The organism is Psychrobacter fozii, assembly GCF_003217155.1.
In the GTDB taxonomy this organism is placed as follows: domain Bacteria; phylum Pseudomonadota; class Gammaproteobacteria; order Pseudomonadales; family Moraxellaceae; genus Psychrobacter; species Psychrobacter fozii.
Genome location: NZ_QJSU01000010.1, coordinates 19,629 through 40,383, shown reverse-complemented (window position 1 = coordinate 40,383; position 20,755 = coordinate 19,629). Strand labels below are relative to the sequence as shown.

Sequence of the window (20,755 nt, the reverse complement as noted above, 5' to 3'; positions counted from 1 at the left end):
TAGTGCTTAGACGAGTTAGGATAACCCTATGAAAAACCAGCCCAATGACATCGTGACGCTCGAGTGGTTATTGCCACTTTTGAATCAGCAACTATTACAGATAGCTGATGGCTGGCAATTAGGTGATGAAAGCACTGATTACGAGCAGATGGTGCAGAACTACCATCAAGTGGGCGGCGCGCTGACGATGATTCGCTTGCCTCTGCTAGCAGATCTTGCCAATAAACTGAGTTTATTGGTAGAAGCAAGTGGTCACGATAGTATTTCTATCAATAACAGCCATATCGGTCAGTTTGCTCATAGATTGTTAGAACGTGAGCTGAATCAATATGTGCGTACCACTAGCCACAACACGACGCTGATTAATAATGCTGCTAATGACCTTGCCCAAGCACTATCAGAACTAGGCATAGCGACAGAGTCCCTAGAAATGCTTGCAGCTAGCCAGAATGAAGGCTTAGGCAGTCATACTACCGATGACAATATCATTGATAATATTAAAGTGGTATTTCCAGAAAGTAGAATGACCACAAATCTAGAAAATCATCATTACCAACAGTTATTATTGGTTTGGCGACAGCAAGTACAAGCGTTATTGGTGGCCAATACCAATGAATCTTCTTTATTAAAAGTATTAGGCAGAGTTAGTCAATATTTATGGCAAACCTCTCAGCATGAAGATGAGCAACGTCTTTGGTATCTAACAGACTTATGGCTCAACGATCTTGTAAATAATGAGACACCACTACCTGAAAACTATGCTCCACTGTTGGGTCAGTTGGATCAAGTGATAGAATTTTATGTGGAGCAAACCGAACTCTCGTCGAACGCTATTAGAAGCTTGATTATCAGAGTATATATCGAATTAAGCAATCTTACACAAAATAGCAAAAGCACTCAGTCCATACTAAATAATTTGCCGCACAGTGCGGTTACTGTATCGCGTTTTTTACCGCGAATACTCAATGAGCTTGAAACACTTATTTTTAATCTGGATAATCCAGACACAATTTTATACCCTCTACAAAAAATACAGCGTCAACTCGAGAGTCGAGGTTGGATATATTATGTCGAACAAGTAGAGTCTATTCTGGTAAATCTAGAGCACGCACTATCATCCGAAACAGGGTTTGCACAAGAGCAATGGCAAATTGAGCGTCAGCTTCAAGAGCTATATAATGCGCTCTATAATACCGAACAGACTATATCTCTAAAGATCGGAGATGCCGCCTCTTTTATCACTATACCTGATGATATCGATACACAAGCTGAAAATAATCAGGTTGTGAATGCTACCGATGGTAACTTGCGTGAGCTTCGCATTGCAGTAGAAGATGTCAAGCAAAGCTTTCATGAATATGTACAACGTCAAGATATTCATTTGCTGCCTAAGGCTACTGATTTTTCTGAGATTGGTGATGCTTTTGTTGATATGGGTTTGCCAGAAATTCGTGAAACCATCAATGCGCTATCCAACGTGTTTACACAGTTGGTAGATCATAAAATTGCAACGCTTAGTTGGGACGTCACTCAGGCATTGGCTGAGGGATTGACATCTATTGAGCTACTACTAGACTATCTTGCGCAGCAGGTTTTTGATCAAAAGTTATTGACTCAGGCATATGAGTACACTCTTAAAGCCACAGGTCTGCTTAATGACTATATTGCCGCACCAAGTACCGTCAAAGAGACTTTTCTTACTCGAAAGCAAGCCGCAACTAATGTAATTCGTTACGATGATAATGGTGAGTTGGCTCCTACTAATGCTCAGTCTATTCATGCTGAATCTTTGACTGATACCAGTGTTGATGATGTTCTTTTGCAAGAGAAAGGTGGTGTTGAGAGTAATAGTCTAGAGAGTGAGTTATTAACGAAAGCTCGCACGCAAGTTCAGCCCGATAACTTCGAAATGGATGCGGATATTCGTGACATCTTCATTGAAGAGGCGATTGAAGTCATCGCTGATTTAGATGACTTTCTACCTATTTGGGAGCAGGATGCACAAGATTTAACACCACTAACTGAAGTGCGTAGGGGTTTCCATACTTTAAAAGGCTCAGGCCGTATGGTAGGTGCTTTTAGTATCAGTGAGATGGCTTGGTCAATCGAAAACTTGCTCAATCGTCTTTTGGATAAGACACTGCCTGTCACTGATAATGTTGTAGATCTAGTCATTGAAACAGCAAAAAAATTGCCTGCATTGGTTACAGATTTTGAAGCACAGAAATCCCCAAGTTTTGACCCTGCTGTTACTGTTCTACAGAGTCATAATTTAATGGCGCAGCAACCTATGAATGCTGGGTTAAGCATGTCTGAGCCTGTTGAAGCCGAGTTGTTAGTTACTCCCGATACGATTTGTGACTCTCAAACGACAGATGATAAAGATGAAAGCAGACATATAGCTGCTTTATTATCTGATATCGAGATTCCTGCAGTACTCGTACCATTCATGCAAGCTCCAGATCAGCTCGCAGCTGATGCTAACGATGCAGACCCTGATATTAAAGAGATATTTATAGAAGAAGCCAATGAAGTGCTGGCTGAAATTGTACCTCTATATGAAAATTGGCGTCTATCACAAAGTGACTTAAGCGGGTTGACAGATATTCGTCGCGGTTTCCATACCTTAAAAGGCTCAGGCCGCATGGTAGGTGCCAATTATACTGCTGAGTTGGCTTGGGCAATAGAAAACATGCTCAATCGAATCTTAGATAATAGTATTGCCATTTCAGAAGATATGAGTCAGCTTATTGCAGATGTGTTAGCTGCTTATCCTTCAATGCTAATCGTGTTTGAAAATGACAGTCAAGATTACCCAGCGACGTTACCACTTTGGATTGCTTGCGCCAATGCTTATAGTAAGCAGCATGGTGATGAGTTCAGCTATTCCGCTTTACATCAGAATGACATGGTATCTAATGGGTCCGATCTTGAAAGTACTCAAGCATCACTGTTGTCGTCTGAGCTAGGCGAGGCCAATCTTGTCCATGATAATAGCAACAAAGAAATGGATGCTACGCTGCAAACGATTAACTCTGTTAATGAAATGATAGCAGAAGCATCTATTATCATCGTGCCTCAAAGCGATGAAGAGAAAGAGTTTTTTGAGATTTTTATCGACGAAGCAGAAGAGTTATTACAGGAAATAGATCAATTCGTTGATGAGCATCAAGATGAGCCTCATATTGAAGTCACGGATGATATTGTACGTGCATTTCATACTCTGAGAGGTGCTTCTGGCTCTAGTGCTCTTGCGGCTATTAGTGAAGTAAGTGCGACCATAGAGCATAGTTTAGAGTTGTTACAGCAAAAAGATAAAGCCATGAATGCTCAGCATTTAGAGGCATTAGCAAAGTCATCTACGCTCATGGATGGTTATTTGAACAGTTACAAGCAAAATGTTCAACCAAAAAACATATTAATAGAAGACGTACAAAGCCAACAAGATCTAGCCTCATTACAGGCGATGCTTGGTAAACAACATGTCGCTAGTGATACTGAGTTGATGTCTGATAATAAACCGACGATAGAGCAATTATTAGATGATAATATTGATGAATTGTTAGATGCTCAGTGGGAGTTAGATGATGCGCTGAACCAAGCTGAAACAGCCAATATTCAGAAATATATAGATCAGCAAGTCTCACAAATAAAATATTTAACCAATAAAGCACAACCATTTCCCAAGTTCATCTCAATTCTTGATGAGTTGGGTAACACTTATAGCTATCTAAACGATAATCCTGAAAAAGCAAGAGATAAAGACATTCAAGCTATTTTGCATACTGGTCATGCTCAGTTGGTTGGTTTGTTTGATGCACTAGCGGGTAGTACCTCATTGAAGGTAGATCAGAAAGTTCTAGCTAATCTACAAAGTATCTACCACACGGATAGCGGCAGTGAAGATGAGGATGTTTTCGCGGTTCGAGCCATCTCGTCATCTGATCTAGAACTCGAGTCTATCGATACTGATGCTGAGCTATTAGAAATATTTTTAGAAGAAGCGCAAGAGCTAGACGCTGCGTTAGATGAGAGCTTTAACAAATGGCGAGCAGATATTAGCAACGTCAATGCTCTAAAAGTTTTGCAACGGCATCTGCACACTATTAAAGGTGGGGCACGGATGGCGGGCATTCGCAGTATTGGTGATCTGACCCACGAAGCTGAAAGTGTTTATGAAGCATTTGTAGAAAACAGACGAGTACCGACAGCTCAATGGCTCGACATTATGCAAATGGTGCAGGACACAATGTCATTGCAAGTCATGCATATCGTGAGCTATAAAAAATCATTTTTTGCATCAGAGCTTATTGAGCAGTTACAACAGCTTCTAAAAGCACGAGTCTTGCCAGAAATGGTAGAGTTAATCATACCTGTACCAAAAAATCATTTTGAACCTGAGGCGCAAAGTAAGGTTGTCAGCAGTACGCATAGTAAAGATGATGTACTAGATATCTCAAGCTTAGATAGAATGATTAAACAGTCATGGGCTAATGGTTTACCAGACCCTGATATATTAGCGGTATTTTTAGAAGAAGCAGAAGCCCTTACCAATCGCAATAAGTATCTGCAATTATTTTTAGAAAACACGGACAATAGAACAGCATTACAAGCGTTACAGCGTGACTTGCATACTATCAAAGGTGGTGCACGAATGGTCACTGCTACTGGTATTGCAGATTTGTCTCATGAGATGGAGTCTGTCTATCAAGACTTTATAGACAACCGCCGCCCTGCCACCAAAAAAGTATTGGAATTACTAGTTGCCAGCCATGATTGGCTAGCTGATGCGGTGTCTATTCTTAGACATCATGTCAATCCGCCAACGCCTGCGTTACTCATTGAGGCATTACAGCAATTTAGCAAAAATCCTGATAGTTTAAAGCAAGTACCTAAAGAGTCTCTACAGTCTCAACGTGAAGCAATCTTGATCGCTAAAGAAAATCGAGATTCACAATATTTGGCAAAAGATATTAGTGAAATGCCATCTATGATCCTCAGTACAAGCGAAGAGGATCAGAGTGCCAGCAACAATGAAATGATTCGTATCTCAGGTGGTTTGATTGAGCATATGATTAACTTGTCTGGTGAGTCAGCCATTAACCGTGCTCGTATCGATATGGGCATGAGTAGCTTGACTAACAGCATTGAAGATATGGGCATTACGGTGCAGCGATTGGCTGATCAGTTACGCCGAATGGAAATCGAACTTGAAGCACAAATTTTATCTCAAATAGATGATGAGTTGATTCAAAACGAAGACTTTGATCCTCTTGAGATGGATCAGTATTCTTCCTTAAATCAATTATCAAAATCTTTGACAGAATCAGCATCGGATTTAATTGATATTAATCATACGTTATTAGAAAAGACACGTGATAGCGAAAGCCTACTATTGCAATTATCACGGACACAAACTGAACTACAAGACGGTCTTATGAACTCGCGTATGGTGCCATTTACGCATCTGACACCACGTCTTGAACGTATTGTACGCCAAACTGCGAATGAGCTTAATAAATCTGTTGAGCTAACGATTATTAATGCTGATGATGAGATGGATAGAACCATCCTTGAGCGTATGACTTCACCACTTGAGCATATGCTACGTAATGCTGTCGATCATGGTATCGAAAATACCTCGACACGTCTCAGAGCAGGTAAGGAACGTAGTGGGCATATTACTCTCGAAGTCAGTCGAGAAGGCGGTGAAATTGTCATTCAGTTAACGGATGATGGTCGCGGAATCGACGTAGAAGCCGTTCGTAATAAAGCTATTTCTCAAGGGCTCATTGATGCTGGTGATACCAGTCTAACCGACCTTGATATCATGCAATACATCTTTAATGCTGGATTAAGTACCAGCAAACAAGTCACGCAGATTTCTGGACGCGGCGTAGGCATGGATGTAGTGATTAGTGAGATCCGTCAGTTAGGCGGTTCTGTGTCAGTTGTCTCAGAGCTGGGTAAAGGGTCTCGTTTTACGATGCGCCTACCGCTTACGGTTGCTGTATCTGATGCTTTGGTTGTGCGTGCAGCGGATCGTTATTATGCGATACCACTGGTACAGATTGAGCGCGTGGTTCGCGTTAATCCAGAAAAACTGTACGACTACTACCAATCTGGTGATTCAACGTTAAATTTTGAAGATGTTGACTATCGGGTACGCTACTTGAATGAGATTTTGTCGGGCAATAAGCTGAACGAGTTGGTTGTCAATACCAATACAAGTTTACCACTCATTATTATTAAGAACCGTACTGGACAGAATATCGCGTTGCAAGTTGATCAGATTGCAGGATCACGTATTGAGGTAGTCGTAAAACCTTTAGGGCAACAACTATCACATCTATCAGGTATCTCAGCTGCTACTATTATGGGTGATGGCTCGGTGATGTTAATTTTGGATCTGATCGCTTTAATGCGAAATGCACAGATGACTCAAAATATACCGCAACCTATCGACTTTAAACGAAGCGGTTTAGAGGCTAAGTCTACTATCTTAGTAGTCGATGACTCAGTCACCGTACGCAAAGTAACGTCACGCTTCTTAGAACGTCAAGGATTCAATGTAGCGCTTGCGAAAGATGGTGTTGATGCGATTGAGATATTACAAGATATGATACCAGACATGATATTGTTAGATATTGAGATGCCACGCATGGATGGTTTCGAGGTGGCTACCCAAGTCAGATATAGCAAGCGCTTACAGCATATTCCAATTATTATGATTACTTCGCGTACTGGTGAAAAGCATCGCGAGCGTGCACTAGAGATTGGTGTGAATGATTACATGGGTAAGCCTTTCCAAGAACAAGTACTGCTCAATAAAATCCAGCACATACTGGGTCAGAGGGTCAGTCTAACTCATGAAGGATAATACAGGTGTTTTGGCACTGAGGAATAAAAAAAAGAATGATATTAAGGTGATGGTCGTGGCAGAAGACCATCATCAGCGTATGGCATTTTCGGATACTGTCCGCAGCTGTGGTTTTACTCTAGTTGGGTGTATGTCACGGGCGCAGTTGCAAGCAAAAACTGTACTCTCTGATGTGGTCATTGATATCTGGCTGATAGATAGTGACTACGATGATAATATTGTGACTGCAACGACCGTCTCTAAACCTGCTGCAGTACTGGTGGGCTTTAGTCAGGCACCTTATCTCAATGAAGCCACGCAGTATGCAAAATGGCAGCGTAAGCTAAAACGTAAGCTTGCACAAATGCTTGAACTACCTATGCTAATAGATGCGCCAGTTCATAAGCATGATAGTACTGATACCGATTGGCATTATGTGGTTTTTTTGGGTGCCTCTATGGGTGGTCCAAGTGCGATCAAAGAATTTTTAGACAATTTGTCAGCCTCGCTGCCAGTTTGTATCTTATTGGCACATCATTTTAATGTAACCATGATAGATACCTTACCACGCATTCTAAATCGTCATAACGATTGGCAATGTCAGGTCATTACTTCTTCGCAGCGTTTGCGAGCCGGTCAGTGTCTCATAGCACCTATTGATAAACAGATTGTCTGTGACTCGACAGGTCGAGTCATACTGTTAGAGCAAGCTTGGGAAGGTGAGTATAAACCTGCCATCGGTCAAATCCTGAAGAACACCAGTGACGTTTATGGTAGTGATCTTATTAACATCATATTTTCAGGTATGGGTAATGATGGGTCTCAATATCTTGATCTCATTCAAGATAATAATAGTCAACTTTGGGTGCAAGACCCTAGTATGAGTGCTTGTCCTAGTCAGCCTCAGGCCATTATCGATTCAGGATATTGTGGTTTTATTGGTAGTCCGACAGATTTGGCACAAAAACTGACAGACTATATTGGCGAAAGGGCAGTCAAAACCTCTTCACCCTAACTTATTGTGAGTGATGTATGAAACAAATTTTGAAACATTCGTTTGAAGCTGTGAGCTTGTTGACCACTACCAACGGGATGCTCGACGTTACTATTGTTCCTGCATTCAACCAGCCTGATTGGTTGATTCCAAGTAGTCTGATTTTGAGTGTGGATGAGCATGATCAACATACATCAATTTATGATTGGCAGGATCAAGAAGTTTCTGTGTTTCATTTGCTACCACAAGATAAGGCAGTAGATAAAATAATCGTACTAGAAGGTAATACCTCAGAGCATCGCTTAGCGTTGCAAACGGCAGGTGAGCTACACCAATTACAAGTACGTATTTCAGATGTCAAAGATATAGAAGTACCTGAAAATTTCGATAAAACAAACATCAACGAAACAGCAGTACCCTTTAATGAAAACGTTATGCTATCCTACCTTTTTCAGACCGTTATGATTGAGGACAAAGTCTATTTAGTACCAGACTTAGACAAAATTGCTCATCAGTTGGTTGATGTAAGCAGCTAGATTCGCTTCTATTTTTTATTCATTTACTATGAATTGAATGTTTAAATCATCTCAATGGCTTTTGAATGCTAAATGAGTAGCTGTTTTTATCTATATTGCTGATGACAGATAACTAGTAATGAAGGTGATAGGGTAGCTCATGAGTAATACGAATTCAAAGTGGTCAGTCAGTAGTCGAATTTTTCACTGGATCAGTGCAGTTTTATTATTGATTACGTGGATAATGATGCTGTTAAATAATAATCTTGATAGTAATATTTATATTGGGCTGCACAAAGCTTTTGGCGTTAGTTTATTGTTTTGGATGATAGCACGAGTGATTAATCGTGTATTTACTAAAGCACCACCACCTATATCGATGCCAAAATGGCAGTTATTGTTGTCTCACTTATCGCATTTTGGACTATATGCTTTGCTGATAGCAATGCCAACGGTTGGTTTGCTAATGACGGTCTATGGTGGTCGACCTGTTGATATTTTTGGCTTGTTCCAAATCCCTGTATTTGTCACGCCAGACAGAACTTTGGCTCGCTTTTATAATAATCTGCATACGGACATTATCTGGCAAGCTATTATTGCCTTTACGGCTGTTCATATTAGCGCGGCTTTGTATCATCAGTTTGTCAAAAAAGACAATCTGATAGCACGTATGAAATAGTCCGTTGTAAAATAGCTGTGTGTTAAAAAAAATTCTGTGTGTTATTAAAAGTAATGTCATGACTTAAACCAAAAAAAGCCCTCAGTAATAATACTAAGGGCTTTTTTGAAATCCAGCATAAAAGCATCAATTGAAACTCTCTGCTGTTATATATCGATTCAATTTAAAAGTAGTACAAGGCAACCGAGTGTAGATGTATGCTTAATACTTCAAGCGAGGTTAACGCAGTAATACTTTCATAGTGGAATGACGATAACTTTACTTTTTGTGCTCAGGCAAGCTGATATTCATCTCTAGTACGTCTAGGCTATCTTCAGAACGATGATTGATATTGACATCATCAATCTGCACGCCATTGACATACTTATTGACCACTTCTAAAATTTCACGCTTCATCTTTTCGATACGATCAGCAGTGAGACGGTTATTTAAGCGATTTTCACTTGCAACAATAACCTTGAGGCGTTCAGTCGCCAAATTAGCGCTACCTGCTGTGCCATTGCTGTCATCAGTACCAAATAGGCTACTCCAAAATCCTTTTTTCTTAGTCATCATTAACCCCCAAACCAGCGCTGTAATAAACTTTTCTTCTTCACGTCAAGATGACGGAGTGGACGCTCTTCACCCAAGAAACGGGCGACAATATCATCATAACACTGACCAGCAACCGAGTCGGTATAATGGATGACAGGCTCGCCATGGTTAGATGCTTCAAGCACAGCATGGCTCTCAGGAACAACACCAAGCAAAGGCACTTTTAGAATATCATTAGAAATTGTATCGATATCCATCATCTCATTAGCCGCTGCACGTTCAGGGTTATAACGAGTAATAATCAAGTGCTCACGTACAGAGCCTTGGTTTTCTTCAACCTTTTTGGTCTGACTTTGCAAAATACCAATAATACGATCCGAGTCACGTACTGAAGAAATCTCAGGGTTGGTGACGATGATCGCTTCATCAGCATGATACATAGCCAACTGAGCACCGCGTTCAATACCAGCAGGTGAATCGCAAATAATATAGTCGAACTGTTTAGACAGCTCAGCCATGATCTCTGCAACACCTTCATCTGTCAGCGCGTCTTTGTCACGCGTTTGACTGGCAGGTAGGATGAACAAGTTTTCAAGCTGTTTGTCTTTAACCAACGCTTGCGATAAACGTGCATTGCCGTTAATAACGTCAACAAAGTCATAAACAATTCGGTTCTCACAACCCATGATCAAGTCTAGATTACGTAGACCTACATCAAAATCGATAACGACTGTTTTATAGCCACGCAATGCTAAACCAGCGGCAAAAGAGGCACTTGTTGTGGTTTTGCCCACACCGCCTTTACCTGAAGTGATTACAACTATCTTCGCCACAATGGCACACTCCTATGAATCAATGGGATATCTTTATATAAATAGCGCAATTATATATTACATTTATAGCATATATACGCTACCTGCGAAGCTAGCCTAGCATAAATAAACAAAAATTTATAGCGAGTCTGCACTAAAGCAGGGAAACTGCTCATATATAGGCTACAAGGCAATACTACCTAAAATTTGTTAACCAATAATGCCTATGATGAATAATAAAATAAACGCTTACGAAAGATACAAATAGTGGCATAGCCAGTGATTCATCATAGAACAGTTTTGTTAAATAAACTTACTATAGTATTTGAGAGTTTATTTAAAAGCCATTCGAATTAGGTATCACTTATCACCGTAAATACTAAACCTTCACCTTCTACAAATCTTACTTGTACGGCTTTATCAACGACATGTGGTGGTAAGTTATCTCGTAAGCAATAAGTACCTGCAACCGAGACCAATGAAGGATTGAAAACCTGACAAAAAATGCGAGCATCTTTGTCACCAGTAGCACCTGCAACCAAACGTCCTTGAGCGCGGCCATAGACATGTAGGCTGTTGTCCGTAATCGCTTCAGCACCGCTATTGACACTGTTGGTCAAAATCAAGTCGCCACCGACGTGATTGAGACTTTGTCCTGAGCGTAGCATTTGGTCATAGATTAGGCTAGTGATATGATCATCACTTGCTAATGACTCTGCTGATGTATCAGATATGGTTGTCTCAGTAAGTGGTTCGTTGACAGCAGTCGCAGGGTCATTACTGGTTGACTCTGTTCTACCGTCTTCTGGAGCTGTACTCACTTGAGCAGTGGGCTTTTTAGTGGGTACGATACGCTCGATACGTTTGCCATCGGCAGGGAAAATCGCCAACCGTTGCGCACGCGCTTGAGAATCCATCATACCCGTGACTACGCCGATGGGCTGTAGACCACATGACCACAACAGTTCCACTAATGCTGACAAATCTTGCTCGACTTCACTATCAATAAGAATGGGAATGTTGCTAGATTTGTTGCTAAAAGTCTCATTAAGCTGTGATTCAATAGCGCTCAAATCATTTGTATTGAACTGCAAACGTGAAAAGGTCAGCATCTTGCCATAAAATGCCAGTGCTGGCGTTGGTGCGGCGTTCGAGGTCTGGTTGTCACTATCTAAAACTGTCATATATAAATCCTCAAAAATTCATTCTATCGCTGTGTTCACGGTGCTGTTTTTATTATGGAGCCATACTGTTTTGTGCTGTGACTTTAGTCTATGTTATGGCTCTGCCATACTATTTTATCATCGAAGCATATTATTAGCAGTAGGGCTTATAGGTTAAGCATGTCTTGGTGTTTCCACTGTTGCACTTTTACCTGCGCTTCAAACTCAGTCAAACTGTCTTCAATGATACTCGAAATCAAAGTATCTAGCGCTGTATTATCCGTATTTATTTGTGCAACGCCACGGGCAATCGCGACCATTAATGAATCGAGAAGCTTAGGATCAAGGAGACGTTGATTCAGTGCGTAAACGACGTTTTCACCTATATTATGCCCAACATGTTGCAACTGTGATTCAATCAAACTGCCAGCGATAGGAATCATGCGTAGATAACGACGTAGCTCAGGCGTATTGGCCAAGCCTTCTTCAATGGCATTGCCAACCTCAGCGGCTAAGATACTGCCGCCACCTGATGCTGCCGTCAATTCTTGCAATTTGGGTGTTAGCTCTGTACGTAATAGATAAAGTAACACCGCTTCGATTTCATCACGATTTCGCGAAATCGTCGATTCGATAAATGATTTGTGAGCTTCAGGGTCGGTCAGTTCTTGCCGAAAGTTTTGGATGGTTGTCAATATGACACGGTCCGATAACTCTTCTAGCAGTAAGTCGATATAGAACTTGATACGATTAATCCACGGCTGCGGCAGCACTTGGTAGCCAAGCTGGTATAAGCGTCGTCCGATGACCACTGCTCGAAACAAACGTAAAGCGCGTAGTTGCGGAAAGCAACCTAATACTTCATACCAGTGTACAAAGGGAAAAAAGAACCAGCGGTAGTAGGCTCTTTCTTTAATAGCAATCATCCAACGCAGGAATAGCTCAACGATTAAGAATATCGTAAAGAACCCACCAGCAGTACGCAAAGGATCATGCAAGGTATTTTGATACCAACTGAGAGCCTCACCAATGGTCAGCCATCCTGCGATATGAGCACTAAAATTACTCATTAAAATAGCATCAATACTAATCAATAAGAGATCAATGCTGATGATGATCATCATTACGATGTCGTAAGTCAGCTTTAGGCGATTTGGCTTGGGGCGATTTGGTCGTGACGGCTTATTATCCGACTGATTAGGGGATTGGTCCGGTAATGACGCTGAGTCTAGCGGCGGGCTAGTAGTAGGAGAGGCGGGCACAGTCAAACCTTATAAATGATAAATGGCATAAAAAGTAAGTAGCTTAGCGAGGGCGTGTCATCAACTAGATTGTGAAGCTTAAAATGAGAAAAATTGTAGATAAACAAGGAAGAAATTGCCGTTAATATGAACATATTAGCAAAATTGCTGACGATGTTTAGCAAAATTTAGCCATTTTAAGGCCACTAAATATATTAATGTGCTAATTGATGATACGCCCTAATATAGCGTTATAAAAATCGCTACTATTTAGAAAGTCATACGCTCATGACTGTCCACATTATCAATGAATAGGGCTAAAAAACAACCCATCTTTCATTATAATTAAGCATTACTATTGACGAGTTATCATTTCAGGTCAGTGTTTGAAAAAATAGTGATTAATCTTGATACTGATATGTGCTGAATAAGGTTGCCGTTTGGCTTTTATTTTTCTAATGGTTTTAGGTATCTTTGATTTTGGGATTGGTGTCGAAATCAGCTAGCATATTGGTAATGAGTTGGTCTTTTTCGTGCCATATCTGCTCAACCCAATCAAACATCTGCGCCTTTACCGTCTCATCATTTTCGTAACCACCGTTTTGGATACCAGCAAATAATGAATCAGGTATCTCGATGTATCTGACATCGACCCCCAAGCGTTTGATATTGCCTTTCCACAGATCGCTATAGGTCGGTACACCATCGGGATAAACAATCGTCATATCGAGCATGCCATCAATATCTTCACCCAGTGCGTTAATTGCTAATGATAGGCCACCCGCTCGCGGTTTTAATAGGTGGGTATAAGGTGACTGCTGCTTAGCCTGTTTGGCCTTGGTGAAACGCGTGCCTTCCAAGTAATTTAATAAGGTAAAAGGCTTATCTTTTAATAATGCACAGGCGCGTTTGGCCTCTTCGATGTCCTTACCTTTTAATGCAGGGTTTTTCGCGACGGCTTCTTTGGAATGTCGGCGCATCATTGGAAAATCTAAAAAGTAAAAAGCTTGACCAACAATGGGGATATAGATTAACTCAAACTTGGTAAAGAACCGTGTCAGCGGCAGGCGTTTTTCGCTAATGTACTGCACGATACTGGTATCGACCCAAGACTGATGGTTGCTGACCAGTAGATATTTGCCATTGATATGAACATCATCGGGTAAGTTAATACGCCAATCTTTACGCGGCAGCATGTTGTCGATTAAAGCATTATTACTACTGATCCAATGAGTGGCGATTTTTATCACGGTTTTATCCGCAATAGGAGCACCAGTGATAATCTTGCCAACGCCCATCAACCATAGAGGAATACTACCGCCAAAGCTATTGGCTGCGATAACGCCAGTTGCCGTCGCAAGTGAGATTGCTTTTGCTAATTTAGGCGTGCGTTTGTGTATTTTTTTAATAGTGGAGGTCAGTCGCATGCTAATCCTTTTAGGTCAGTCTTATTGGTCTATAAGTTATTCAGTGCTTTACTAGGGCGTGTCATCAATTAGCACATAAATATATTTAGTGGCCTTAAAATGGCTAAATTTTGCTAAACATCGTCAGTAATTTTGCCAATATGTTCATATTAGTGGCAATTTCTTCCTTGTTTATCTACCATTTTTCTCATTTTAAGCCTCACAATCTAATTGATGACATACCCTAGTGCCTATTTCGTCAGATATGCTTAAAAAGGTAAATAAAGTTAAAAATTTCGACGAATATGGGTGTTTATTTAGCAAGGTTATTTATATTTTTGGCTCTGAGTATTGCTGCAGCATAATTTTAGCAGAAACAAATCATAGTGTACGAATACAAACGTGACTTGTGATAACACCTTATAGTCAGTAGCAAAAGGTCTCATGTTGATGGCTAAGATCATGAAAATTTAGTCTTCACTTCTCGTACACAGTTGTGACAAAATATTACACATAGTTAGACTGTAATTGCCATAATGTTGGAGAGTGCATGTAACTACATAGCGTCAATTAATAGACAATATTTATAAAAAGCACAATTTTTTAAACTTAAGAGGAAATATTATGCGTAATACATTAATGATTGCAGCAGTAGCATCAGGTTTAGTTCTTAGCGGTTGTGTTACTGATCCAACTACTGGGCAACAAAGTTTGAATAAAACAACGCTTGGAGGTTTAGCTGGTGCACTTGGTGGTGCCGCTATCTCTAAAGCGACTGGTGGCGATGAGACTGGTCGTGATGCTGCTATTGGTGCAGCTTTGGGTGCTGGCGTTGGTTACTATATGGATCGTCAAGCCAAGCAGCTTGAGCAGCAAATGGCTGGTACTGGTGTAACTGTTGAACAAAACCCAACGACTGGTAACATCGATCTAGTAATGCCAGGTAGCATCACATTCTCTTTTGACAATTCAACACTAAGCTCATCTTTCAAGCCAACGCTTGATAAGCTTGCTACTACCATGAACCAGTATAATCAAAACACGATTACTATTGCAGGTCACACTGATAGCCAAGGTTCAGACTCTTACAACATGGGTCTATCACGTGATCGTGCTTACTCAGTTGCTAACTATCTAACGGCTCGCGGTGTTGCTTCTAACCGTGTTAATGTTGTTGCTTATGGTGAATCACGTCCAGTAGCAGATAACAGCACTGACTATGGTCGTCAACAAAACCGCCGTGTTGAGTTAACTGTTAATGCGCCACAGAGCGTAAACTAATTAGTAGTTCTATATAACGATTGTTTATATAATCATTATAAGTGCTAAGATTATTCATAAAAAAGATCAGCGATAAGCTGGTCTTTTTTTATGGATTGAATTTGATAATTTTATTTGTTTTTCAGACTATGAAACATCGATAGCATGAAACTGACATAGTAGATCGGCGCTTAAATAATGCTTTTAATGCGATTGCTTTTACAGTTCAAGATCTAGTGAAAGGCCAGTTCAAAATTAAATATTGATAATGATTATCAATACTACTATAATTTGTAAAGTTTTCTTAATGTTTTAATACTATATGTTTTAGTTGTGCATAATAAAAAATCTATGCATGGATAAACTAGCTTGCCGTAACATGCACTAATATCATTGATGAACTTTCATCAAAACCAATTTTTTTGCTATATTCTGAGGATATGTATGACGATTACTACCGTAATGAGCCGCAAGACTTTACCAACTACTTTAGCTGCTGCGCTTGCAGGGTTGTTATTGGTGTCAGGTTGTACCAAGCAAACCGAAGAAAATACTGATACTAGTGCGGATACTCAAACAGAAGTACAAAACGCAGAAGCTACTGACAATACGGATCTATCAGCTGCTGATAAAGCGCACAATGACAGACTGATCAGCAGTTATGCAAATATGGCACACGCTGCGTACAAAGACTCGCTAGATACGGCTAAATTGTTGCAAACAGCAGTAGAAGCATACGTAGCAACACCAACTCAAGAAAACCTTGATGCGGCAAAAGCTGCTTATAAAGCCGCTCGCCAACCGTACTCACAAACTGAAATTTTCCGTTTTGACGAAGGTTTTGTGACCGCAAATGACAAACGTGCTATTGGTAGCATCGATGGTTGGGAAGGGCAAATGAACGCTTGGCCACTTGACGAAGCATTGATTGATTATGTCAGTGACAGCTATGAAGGCGAGTACAACAGTCAAGATAATATCATCAATAGCGATACTATTACGGTTGGTAGCATCAATCAAGATACCACTACAATTACGCCTGAGCTGTTAGCAGAGATGAATGAGATTGGTGGCAGTGAAGCCAATGTGACGACTGGCTACCATGCCATCGAATTCATGCTATGGGGTCAAGATACCAATGGAGTTAACGAAGGTGCCGGTAATCGCCCTGTGACTGATTATGCAACAGAAGCAGGTCAATGTACCAGTGGTGATACTGTCAATGATGATGCTAGTATATGTGAGCGTCGCGGCGAATTTTTGACATCTGCTACGCAGTTGCTAGTAGACGATTTAACCGCGATGGAAGCCGAGTGGCAGCCTGAGAGCGAAAATACCTTGCGTAGCGATCTAATGGCACGTAAATATGACAATGGTCTGCGCCAGATTATGTATCAAATGGGCAGTCTAGCATTGGGCGAGCTTGCCTCTGAGCGTATGCAGGTTGCTTTCGTTACTGGCTCTACCGAAGATGAGCATGAGTGCTTCAGTGACTTAACACATCTAAGCTATGCCAATAATGCTCGCGGCATTCAAAATGTCTTTAACGGTAACTACAAGACAGTCGCTGGTAAAACGGTTGGCGGTTATGGCCTAAAAGACTACCTCGTTGATACTGATAACAAAGCGGCTGCTGATCAATTGGTTACAGATTTTGCTAAAGTAGAAGCTGCCTTTAACGTGATTGTTGAAAAAGGCGAAAAAGAAGGTATTAAAATCGATCAAATGATTGCTACTGCAGGTCAAGTAAGCAAGCAAGGTATTTCTGCTGAAGAACAAAACGTTCGCCGTGGATGGGTTGAGGCTGGTATCACTAGTTTACAAGAGCTGACCGTTGGTATCGAAAATGCTGCAAAAGCAGTTGGCATCGATAACTTAGACGCTGATGCAGGTTCGCAATTTTAAGTTGAGAGCTATACATTCTCAGTATGCCAAAAGCCCAACTGTATTTGTTTATAATGCCTGATAAGTCGCTATAAGCTAGGGCATGTCCTCAATTCAATCGATGGTAATCTAAATGGGTTAAAAATGGCTAAATCTTGCCAAACGGCGTCAAATAGCTGACTAGTATCTCGATATTATCTGCGCTATTTTCCTTGTTTGACTGCAATTTATCTCATTTTTATCACCATTTTTAAAATGAGGACACGCCCTAATGAGAATTATTTTCCTAGCAAAATAATTTAGGTATAATACGCACGTTGTCGACCAAGTTGGCAACGTGTTTTTTTGCCGTATTAAAATAGCTTGAGAGGTCGGTGTCTAGCTGTGCCTTATCGACTAAAAGTGAAGAACTTTATAGCCCGCGATTTTAATGGTTCTATGCTAGAACTAAGGTACTTTTTTTATGAACACCGCAAATTCTATGAACACCGAAAACGTCTCAAAAGTCAAAAAACCTGCCTCATTTCACTCCTCTTTTATCAATAAAAATGTACCGTCAAAACTGACAATTGGTATCTTCTGTGCGCTGTCTCTCAGTGCTTGTCAGCCGAATGACAGTACGTCTGATGGTTCTGATACTAATGAGCAAGCTGCAGTAGAAAATAGTGAAAACCAAGCGGTAGCTCCTGAGCGTATCGAAACGATAGAAACGCTCGCTGGTGTGCCAATGCAGCAGTTAGCAAGTTTTGATCCACAAGAGATCAAACAGGGCGGTGACACTGGTATCAGTATCAGTAGTGCGGAGAGTTACTCGAAGCCTTCATCAAACCTGACGGCATCACGTAAAGGCTCGTTCTTTATTGGTAATGCATTCTTTAAGCAGCCGTGGGTCATCGCACCTGCTAGTACCGATAGCCGTGATGGTCTGGGCGCACTATTTAATGTTGCCGCTTGTCAGTCTTGTCATGTAAAAGACGGGCGTGGTCATGCACCTATGAACGCCGATGATGATGCCGATAGCTTGCTTATTCGTCTGGCGATGCCTGCGACGACTGATGAGCAACGTCAACAGCTAAAAGACTCTTTAATCGAAAAAGTAGTGCATCCCATGTATGGTGGTCAGCTTCAGGATCGCGGTATCCAAGGTGTGCCTGCTGAAGCTAGGATATCGGTACAGTGGACAGATAAGCCAGTTACTTTTGCTGATGGCTACGTCGAAACGTTACGTGCACCTACTTTTAACCTAACCCAACCTGGTTACGGTAAATTAGATGATGAATTGATGGTATCACCGCGTGTGGCTTTACCTATGATTGGGCTTGGGCTACTGGAGCAGATTCCAGATGATGCTATCAAAAATCAAGCTATGAAGTCAAAAGGTAATATTAGCGGAAAATTCAACTGGGTAATGGATCCACAAACGGGTAAAAATGCACTCGGACGCTTTGGTTGGAAAGCGGGACAAACCAAGCTGATTACCCAAAACCAAAGTGCCTTTAATGAAGACATGGGGCTGACGTCAAATATCCGCCCTAATGAGTCTTGTATGCCGATGCAAACCGCTTGTCTGAATGCGACGACAGGTGCTGATGAGCAAGGTAACGGTAAACCACCTGTTGAAGTTAATGATGACGTGGCAAAGTTTGTAGAATTCTATACTCGTAACCTAGCGGTTCCAAATCGCCGTGATGCGGATGATGAATTGGTCTTGGCTGGCAAAAAACGCTTCTATGACATTGGCTGCCAGAGCTGTCATACACCAAGATATCAGTTGCCAAAAACCGACGATGATCGTCTTGAGCAGCATGGACAAGTGATTTATCCTTATACCGATTTACTGATACATGATATGGGTGATGATCTTGCCGACCGTACGATTGCTGGCAAGCTACCACCAAAAGAGGCGCAAGTTGAATTTTTGGCCAATTCTTACGAATGGCGTACACCTGCATTATGGGGTGTAGGTCTTGCGCAGATTGTAGATCCACAAGCGACATTCTTGCATGATGGTCGTGCTCGCACCTTGATGGAAGCCGTTCTATGGCATGGTGGAGAGTCTGAAAAACAACAGAAAGAAGTACTCAAACTTGATAAACAAGGGCGTGCTGAATTGAATGCGTTCTTAAAGTCATTATAAAAGCGCGGTTGTTTATTTACATTTAATACCTAAATAGGGCAGATATTAATAAAATAGTCTGTCCTATTACAGATACAACGATTGAAATAATTACTCATATAAATACCGAGAAACCTATGAAAATAAACCATGCTTTGGCAATGGCATTATCTGCGTTAAGCGCTGGATTGCTAATCAGCTGTGTTAAACCTGCTGATGACAATAAAGCACCAGAGACGGGCAGCCAAGAAGTTGCGCAAGACAGCGCTGCTGCTAGCAGTCCAGCAGAAGAGAATGGTGATATTACTGCTAAAATTAATGCAGTAGACATCAGTACCGATACTGAAACCGCTTATCTGACCCATGTGGCTGATGACATTGTCATTCCAGCGTATGCTGATGTGGCCAAGCAAAGTGACCTACTGCATGATTTGGCAGAAACGCATTGCCAGTCAGGACCAGTCAGTGGTGAGGAACTACAAGCGCTGCGCGATCAATGGCTCGTTTTAGCACAAGCATGGGCAAGCGCTGAGATGATTAACTTTGGTCCTGCGACTGCCAGCATGAGTAATCTATATATCAATTACTATCCTGACGAACGTGGCTTGGTACATAGTGGCGTTGCAGATCTCATCACTGCTAATCCGCAGCTGACCGCTGAGCAACTCGCTAACGAAAGTGCGATTGTCCAAGGTGTCCCAGGACTAGAAGAAGCACTATATGCGAATGACAGTTTAGACGCTGGCCAATGTGCTTATGTCATCAGTGCAAGCAGTGCGTTGAGCACACGCCTAAAAGAGATTGAGAAAAACTGGCAGCAGAATTCAACGCAGTTATTGGCAATCGATAAAGTAGCTGACAGCGACCAAGGACTGAACCAATGGTTCAACTCTTTGCTATCGTTGGTCGAAACCATGAAATCTAACGCTATCGATCAACCACTGGGTCTAACTGGTAAAGCGAAAGGCCATCTACCTGCTGCTACTGCCGCACAAAGTCGCGCGATTATCAATGCGAAGTTAGCGACATTGAATAAAGTGCTGACTGATCCAGTATTGACCGAAATACTAAACAGTAATAACGACAGCGAAGTGGGTAATAATTTATCAACCGAACTGGCTGAAACCACCACGCTACTGGCGCAAATGCCAGAAGACTTAGCGACGGCAGATAAAGACTCGCAGCAAGCGTTGTATGATCATCTAACGACGATAACACGCCTGATTAAACGTCAATTGATTCCAACACTCGGTATTCGTGTCGGATTTAATAGCACAGATGGTGATTAAGCG

The 20,755-nt window shown here is 41.3% G+C and carries 13 protein-coding genes; 8 read left to right on the top strand and 5 right to left on the bottom strand.

From position 1 onward, the window contains the following. Positions 1-28 precede the first annotated feature (28 nt). From DFP82_RS12375 to DFP82_RS12360, 4 genes are all read left to right on the top strand, one after another. Complete coding sequence (locus tag DFP82_RS12375; RefSeq protein WP_110924030.1) at positions 29-6,880, top strand: Hpt domain-containing protein; 6,852 nt, start codon at positions 29-31, stop codon at positions 6,878-6,880. Then, positions 6,870-7,874: a chemotaxis protein CheB gene (locus tag DFP82_RS12370; RefSeq protein ID WP_110924029.1), complete on the top strand. Its 1,005-nt coding sequence runs from the start codon at positions 6,870-6,872 to the stop codon at positions 7,872-7,874. Before DFP82_RS12375 ends, DFP82_RS12370 begins: the two co-directional genes overlap by 11 nt. A 17-nt stretch (positions 7,875-7,891) precedes the next feature. Further along, complete coding sequence (locus DFP82_RS12365) at positions 7,892-8,389, top strand: hypothetical protein (protein ID WP_110924028.1); 498 nt, start codon at positions 7,892-7,894, stop codon at positions 8,387-8,389. 139 nt (positions 8,390-8,528) lie between these two features. Next, entirely contained in the window at positions 8,529-9,047 is a 519-nt protein-coding gene (locus tag DFP82_RS12360; protein ID WP_110924027.1) for a cytochrome b, read from the top strand. A 258-nt stretch (positions 9,048-9,305) separates the two neighbouring features. On the opposite strand, the gene minE is transcribed toward DFP82_RS12360, so the two are convergent. From minE to DFP82_RS12335, 5 genes are all read right to left on the bottom strand, one after another. Beyond that, a complete protein-coding gene (gene minE, locus DFP82_RS12355; protein ID WP_110924026.1) occupies positions 9,306-9,599 on the bottom strand; it encodes a cell division topological specificity factor MinE in 294 nt (97 codons plus the stop codon). Between the two features lie 2 nt (positions 9,600-9,601). Next, positions 9,602-10,414, bottom strand: a complete 813-nt coding sequence (gene minD / locus DFP82_RS12350; RefSeq protein WP_110924025.1) for a septum site-determining protein MinD — start codon at positions 10,412-10,414, stop codon at positions 9,602-9,604. A gap of 332 nt (positions 10,415-10,746) precedes the next feature. Further along, a complete protein-coding gene (minC, locus tag DFP82_RS12345) occupies positions 10,747-11,577 on the bottom strand; it encodes a septum site-determining protein MinC (RefSeq protein WP_110924024.1) in 831 nt (276 codons plus the stop codon). Between the two features lie 146 nt (positions 11,578-11,723). Next, positions 11,724-12,818, bottom strand: a complete 1,095-nt coding sequence (locus DFP82_RS12340) for a hypothetical protein (RefSeq protein ID WP_110924023.1) — start codon at positions 12,816-12,818, stop codon at positions 11,724-11,726. 443 nt (positions 12,819-13,261) lie between these two features. Further along, positions 13,262-14,224, bottom strand: a complete 963-nt coding sequence (locus tag DFP82_RS12335) for an acyltransferase (RefSeq protein WP_110924022.1) — start codon at positions 14,222-14,224, stop codon at positions 13,262-13,264. 603 nt (positions 14,225-14,827) lie between these two features. Between DFP82_RS12335 and DFP82_RS12330 the strand changes: the two genes are divergently transcribed. The 4 genes from DFP82_RS12330 (at position 14,828) to DFP82_RS12315 (ending at position 20,752) form a co-directional block, all read left to right on the top strand. Next, positions 14,828-15,484, top strand: coding sequence for a YiaD family glycine zipper/OmpA-like lipoprotein (locus DFP82_RS12330; RefSeq protein ID WP_110924021.1), 657 nt, complete (start codon positions 14,828-14,830; stop codon positions 15,482-15,484). A 423-nt stretch (positions 15,485-15,907) separates the two neighbouring features. Next, the gene (locus tag DFP82_RS12325; RefSeq protein ID WP_110924020.1) at positions 15,908-17,368 is read left to right on the top strand and encodes an imelysin family protein; all 1,461 of its coding nucleotides are present in this window, start codon (positions 15,908-15,910) and stop codon (positions 17,366-17,368) included. Between the two features lie 442 nt (positions 17,369-17,810). After that, entirely contained in the window at positions 17,811-19,484 is a 1,674-nt protein-coding gene (locus tag DFP82_RS12320; protein ID WP_245905719.1) for a di-heme oxidoreductase family protein, read from the top strand. Positions 19,485-19,600: 116 nt separating this feature from the next. Further along, positions 19,601-20,752 carry an imelysin family protein gene (locus tag DFP82_RS12315; RefSeq protein WP_110924019.1) on the top strand — a complete coding sequence of 384 codons (1,152 nt, stop codon included), beginning with the start codon at positions 19,601-19,603 and terminating at the stop codon, positions 20,750-20,752. Positions 20,753-20,755: the final 3 nt, after the last annotated feature.

Bases quoted from the DNA above. Each gene is read 5' to 3' on its own strand.
- DFP82_RS12365 (WP_110924028.1), top strand. From the start codon at position 7,892: ATGAAACAAATTTTGAAACATTCGTTTGAAGCTGTGAGCTTGTTGACC.
- DFP82_RS12330 (WP_110924021.1), top strand. From the start codon at position 14,828: ATGCGTAATACATTAATGATTGCAGCAGTAGCATCAGGTTTAGTTCTT.
- minC (WP_110924024.1), bottom strand. From the start codon at position 11,577: ATGACAGTTTTAGATAGTGACAACCAGACCTCGAACGCCGCACCAACG.
- DFP82_RS12320 (WP_245905719.1), top strand. From the start codon at position 17,811: ATGAACACCGCAAATTCTATGAACACCGAAAACGTCTCAAAAGTCAAA.
- DFP82_RS12325 (WP_110924020.1), top strand. From the start codon at position 15,908: ATGACGATTACTACCGTAATGAGCCGCAAGACTTTACCAACTACTTTA.
- minE (WP_110924026.1), bottom strand. From the start codon at position 9,599: ATGACTAAGAAAAAAGGATTTTGGAGTAGCCTATTTGGTACTGATGAC.
- DFP82_RS12360 (WP_110924027.1), top strand. From the start codon at position 8,529: ATGAGTAATACGAATTCAAAGTGGTCAGTCAGTAGTCGAATTTTTCAC.
- DFP82_RS12375 (WP_110924030.1), top strand. From the start codon at position 29: ATGAAAAACCAGCCCAATGACATCGTGACGCTCGAGTGGTTATTGCCA.
- DFP82_RS12370 (WP_110924029.1), top strand. From the start codon at position 6,870: ATGAAGGATAATACAGGTGTTTTGGCACTGAGGAATAAAAAAAAGAAT.
- DFP82_RS12335 (WP_110924022.1), bottom strand. From the start codon at position 14,224: ATGCGACTGACCTCCACTATTAAAAAAATACACAAACGCACGCCTAAA.
- DFP82_RS12315 (WP_110924019.1), top strand. From the start codon at position 19,601: ATGAAAATAAACCATGCTTTGGCAATGGCATTATCTGCGTTAAGCGCT.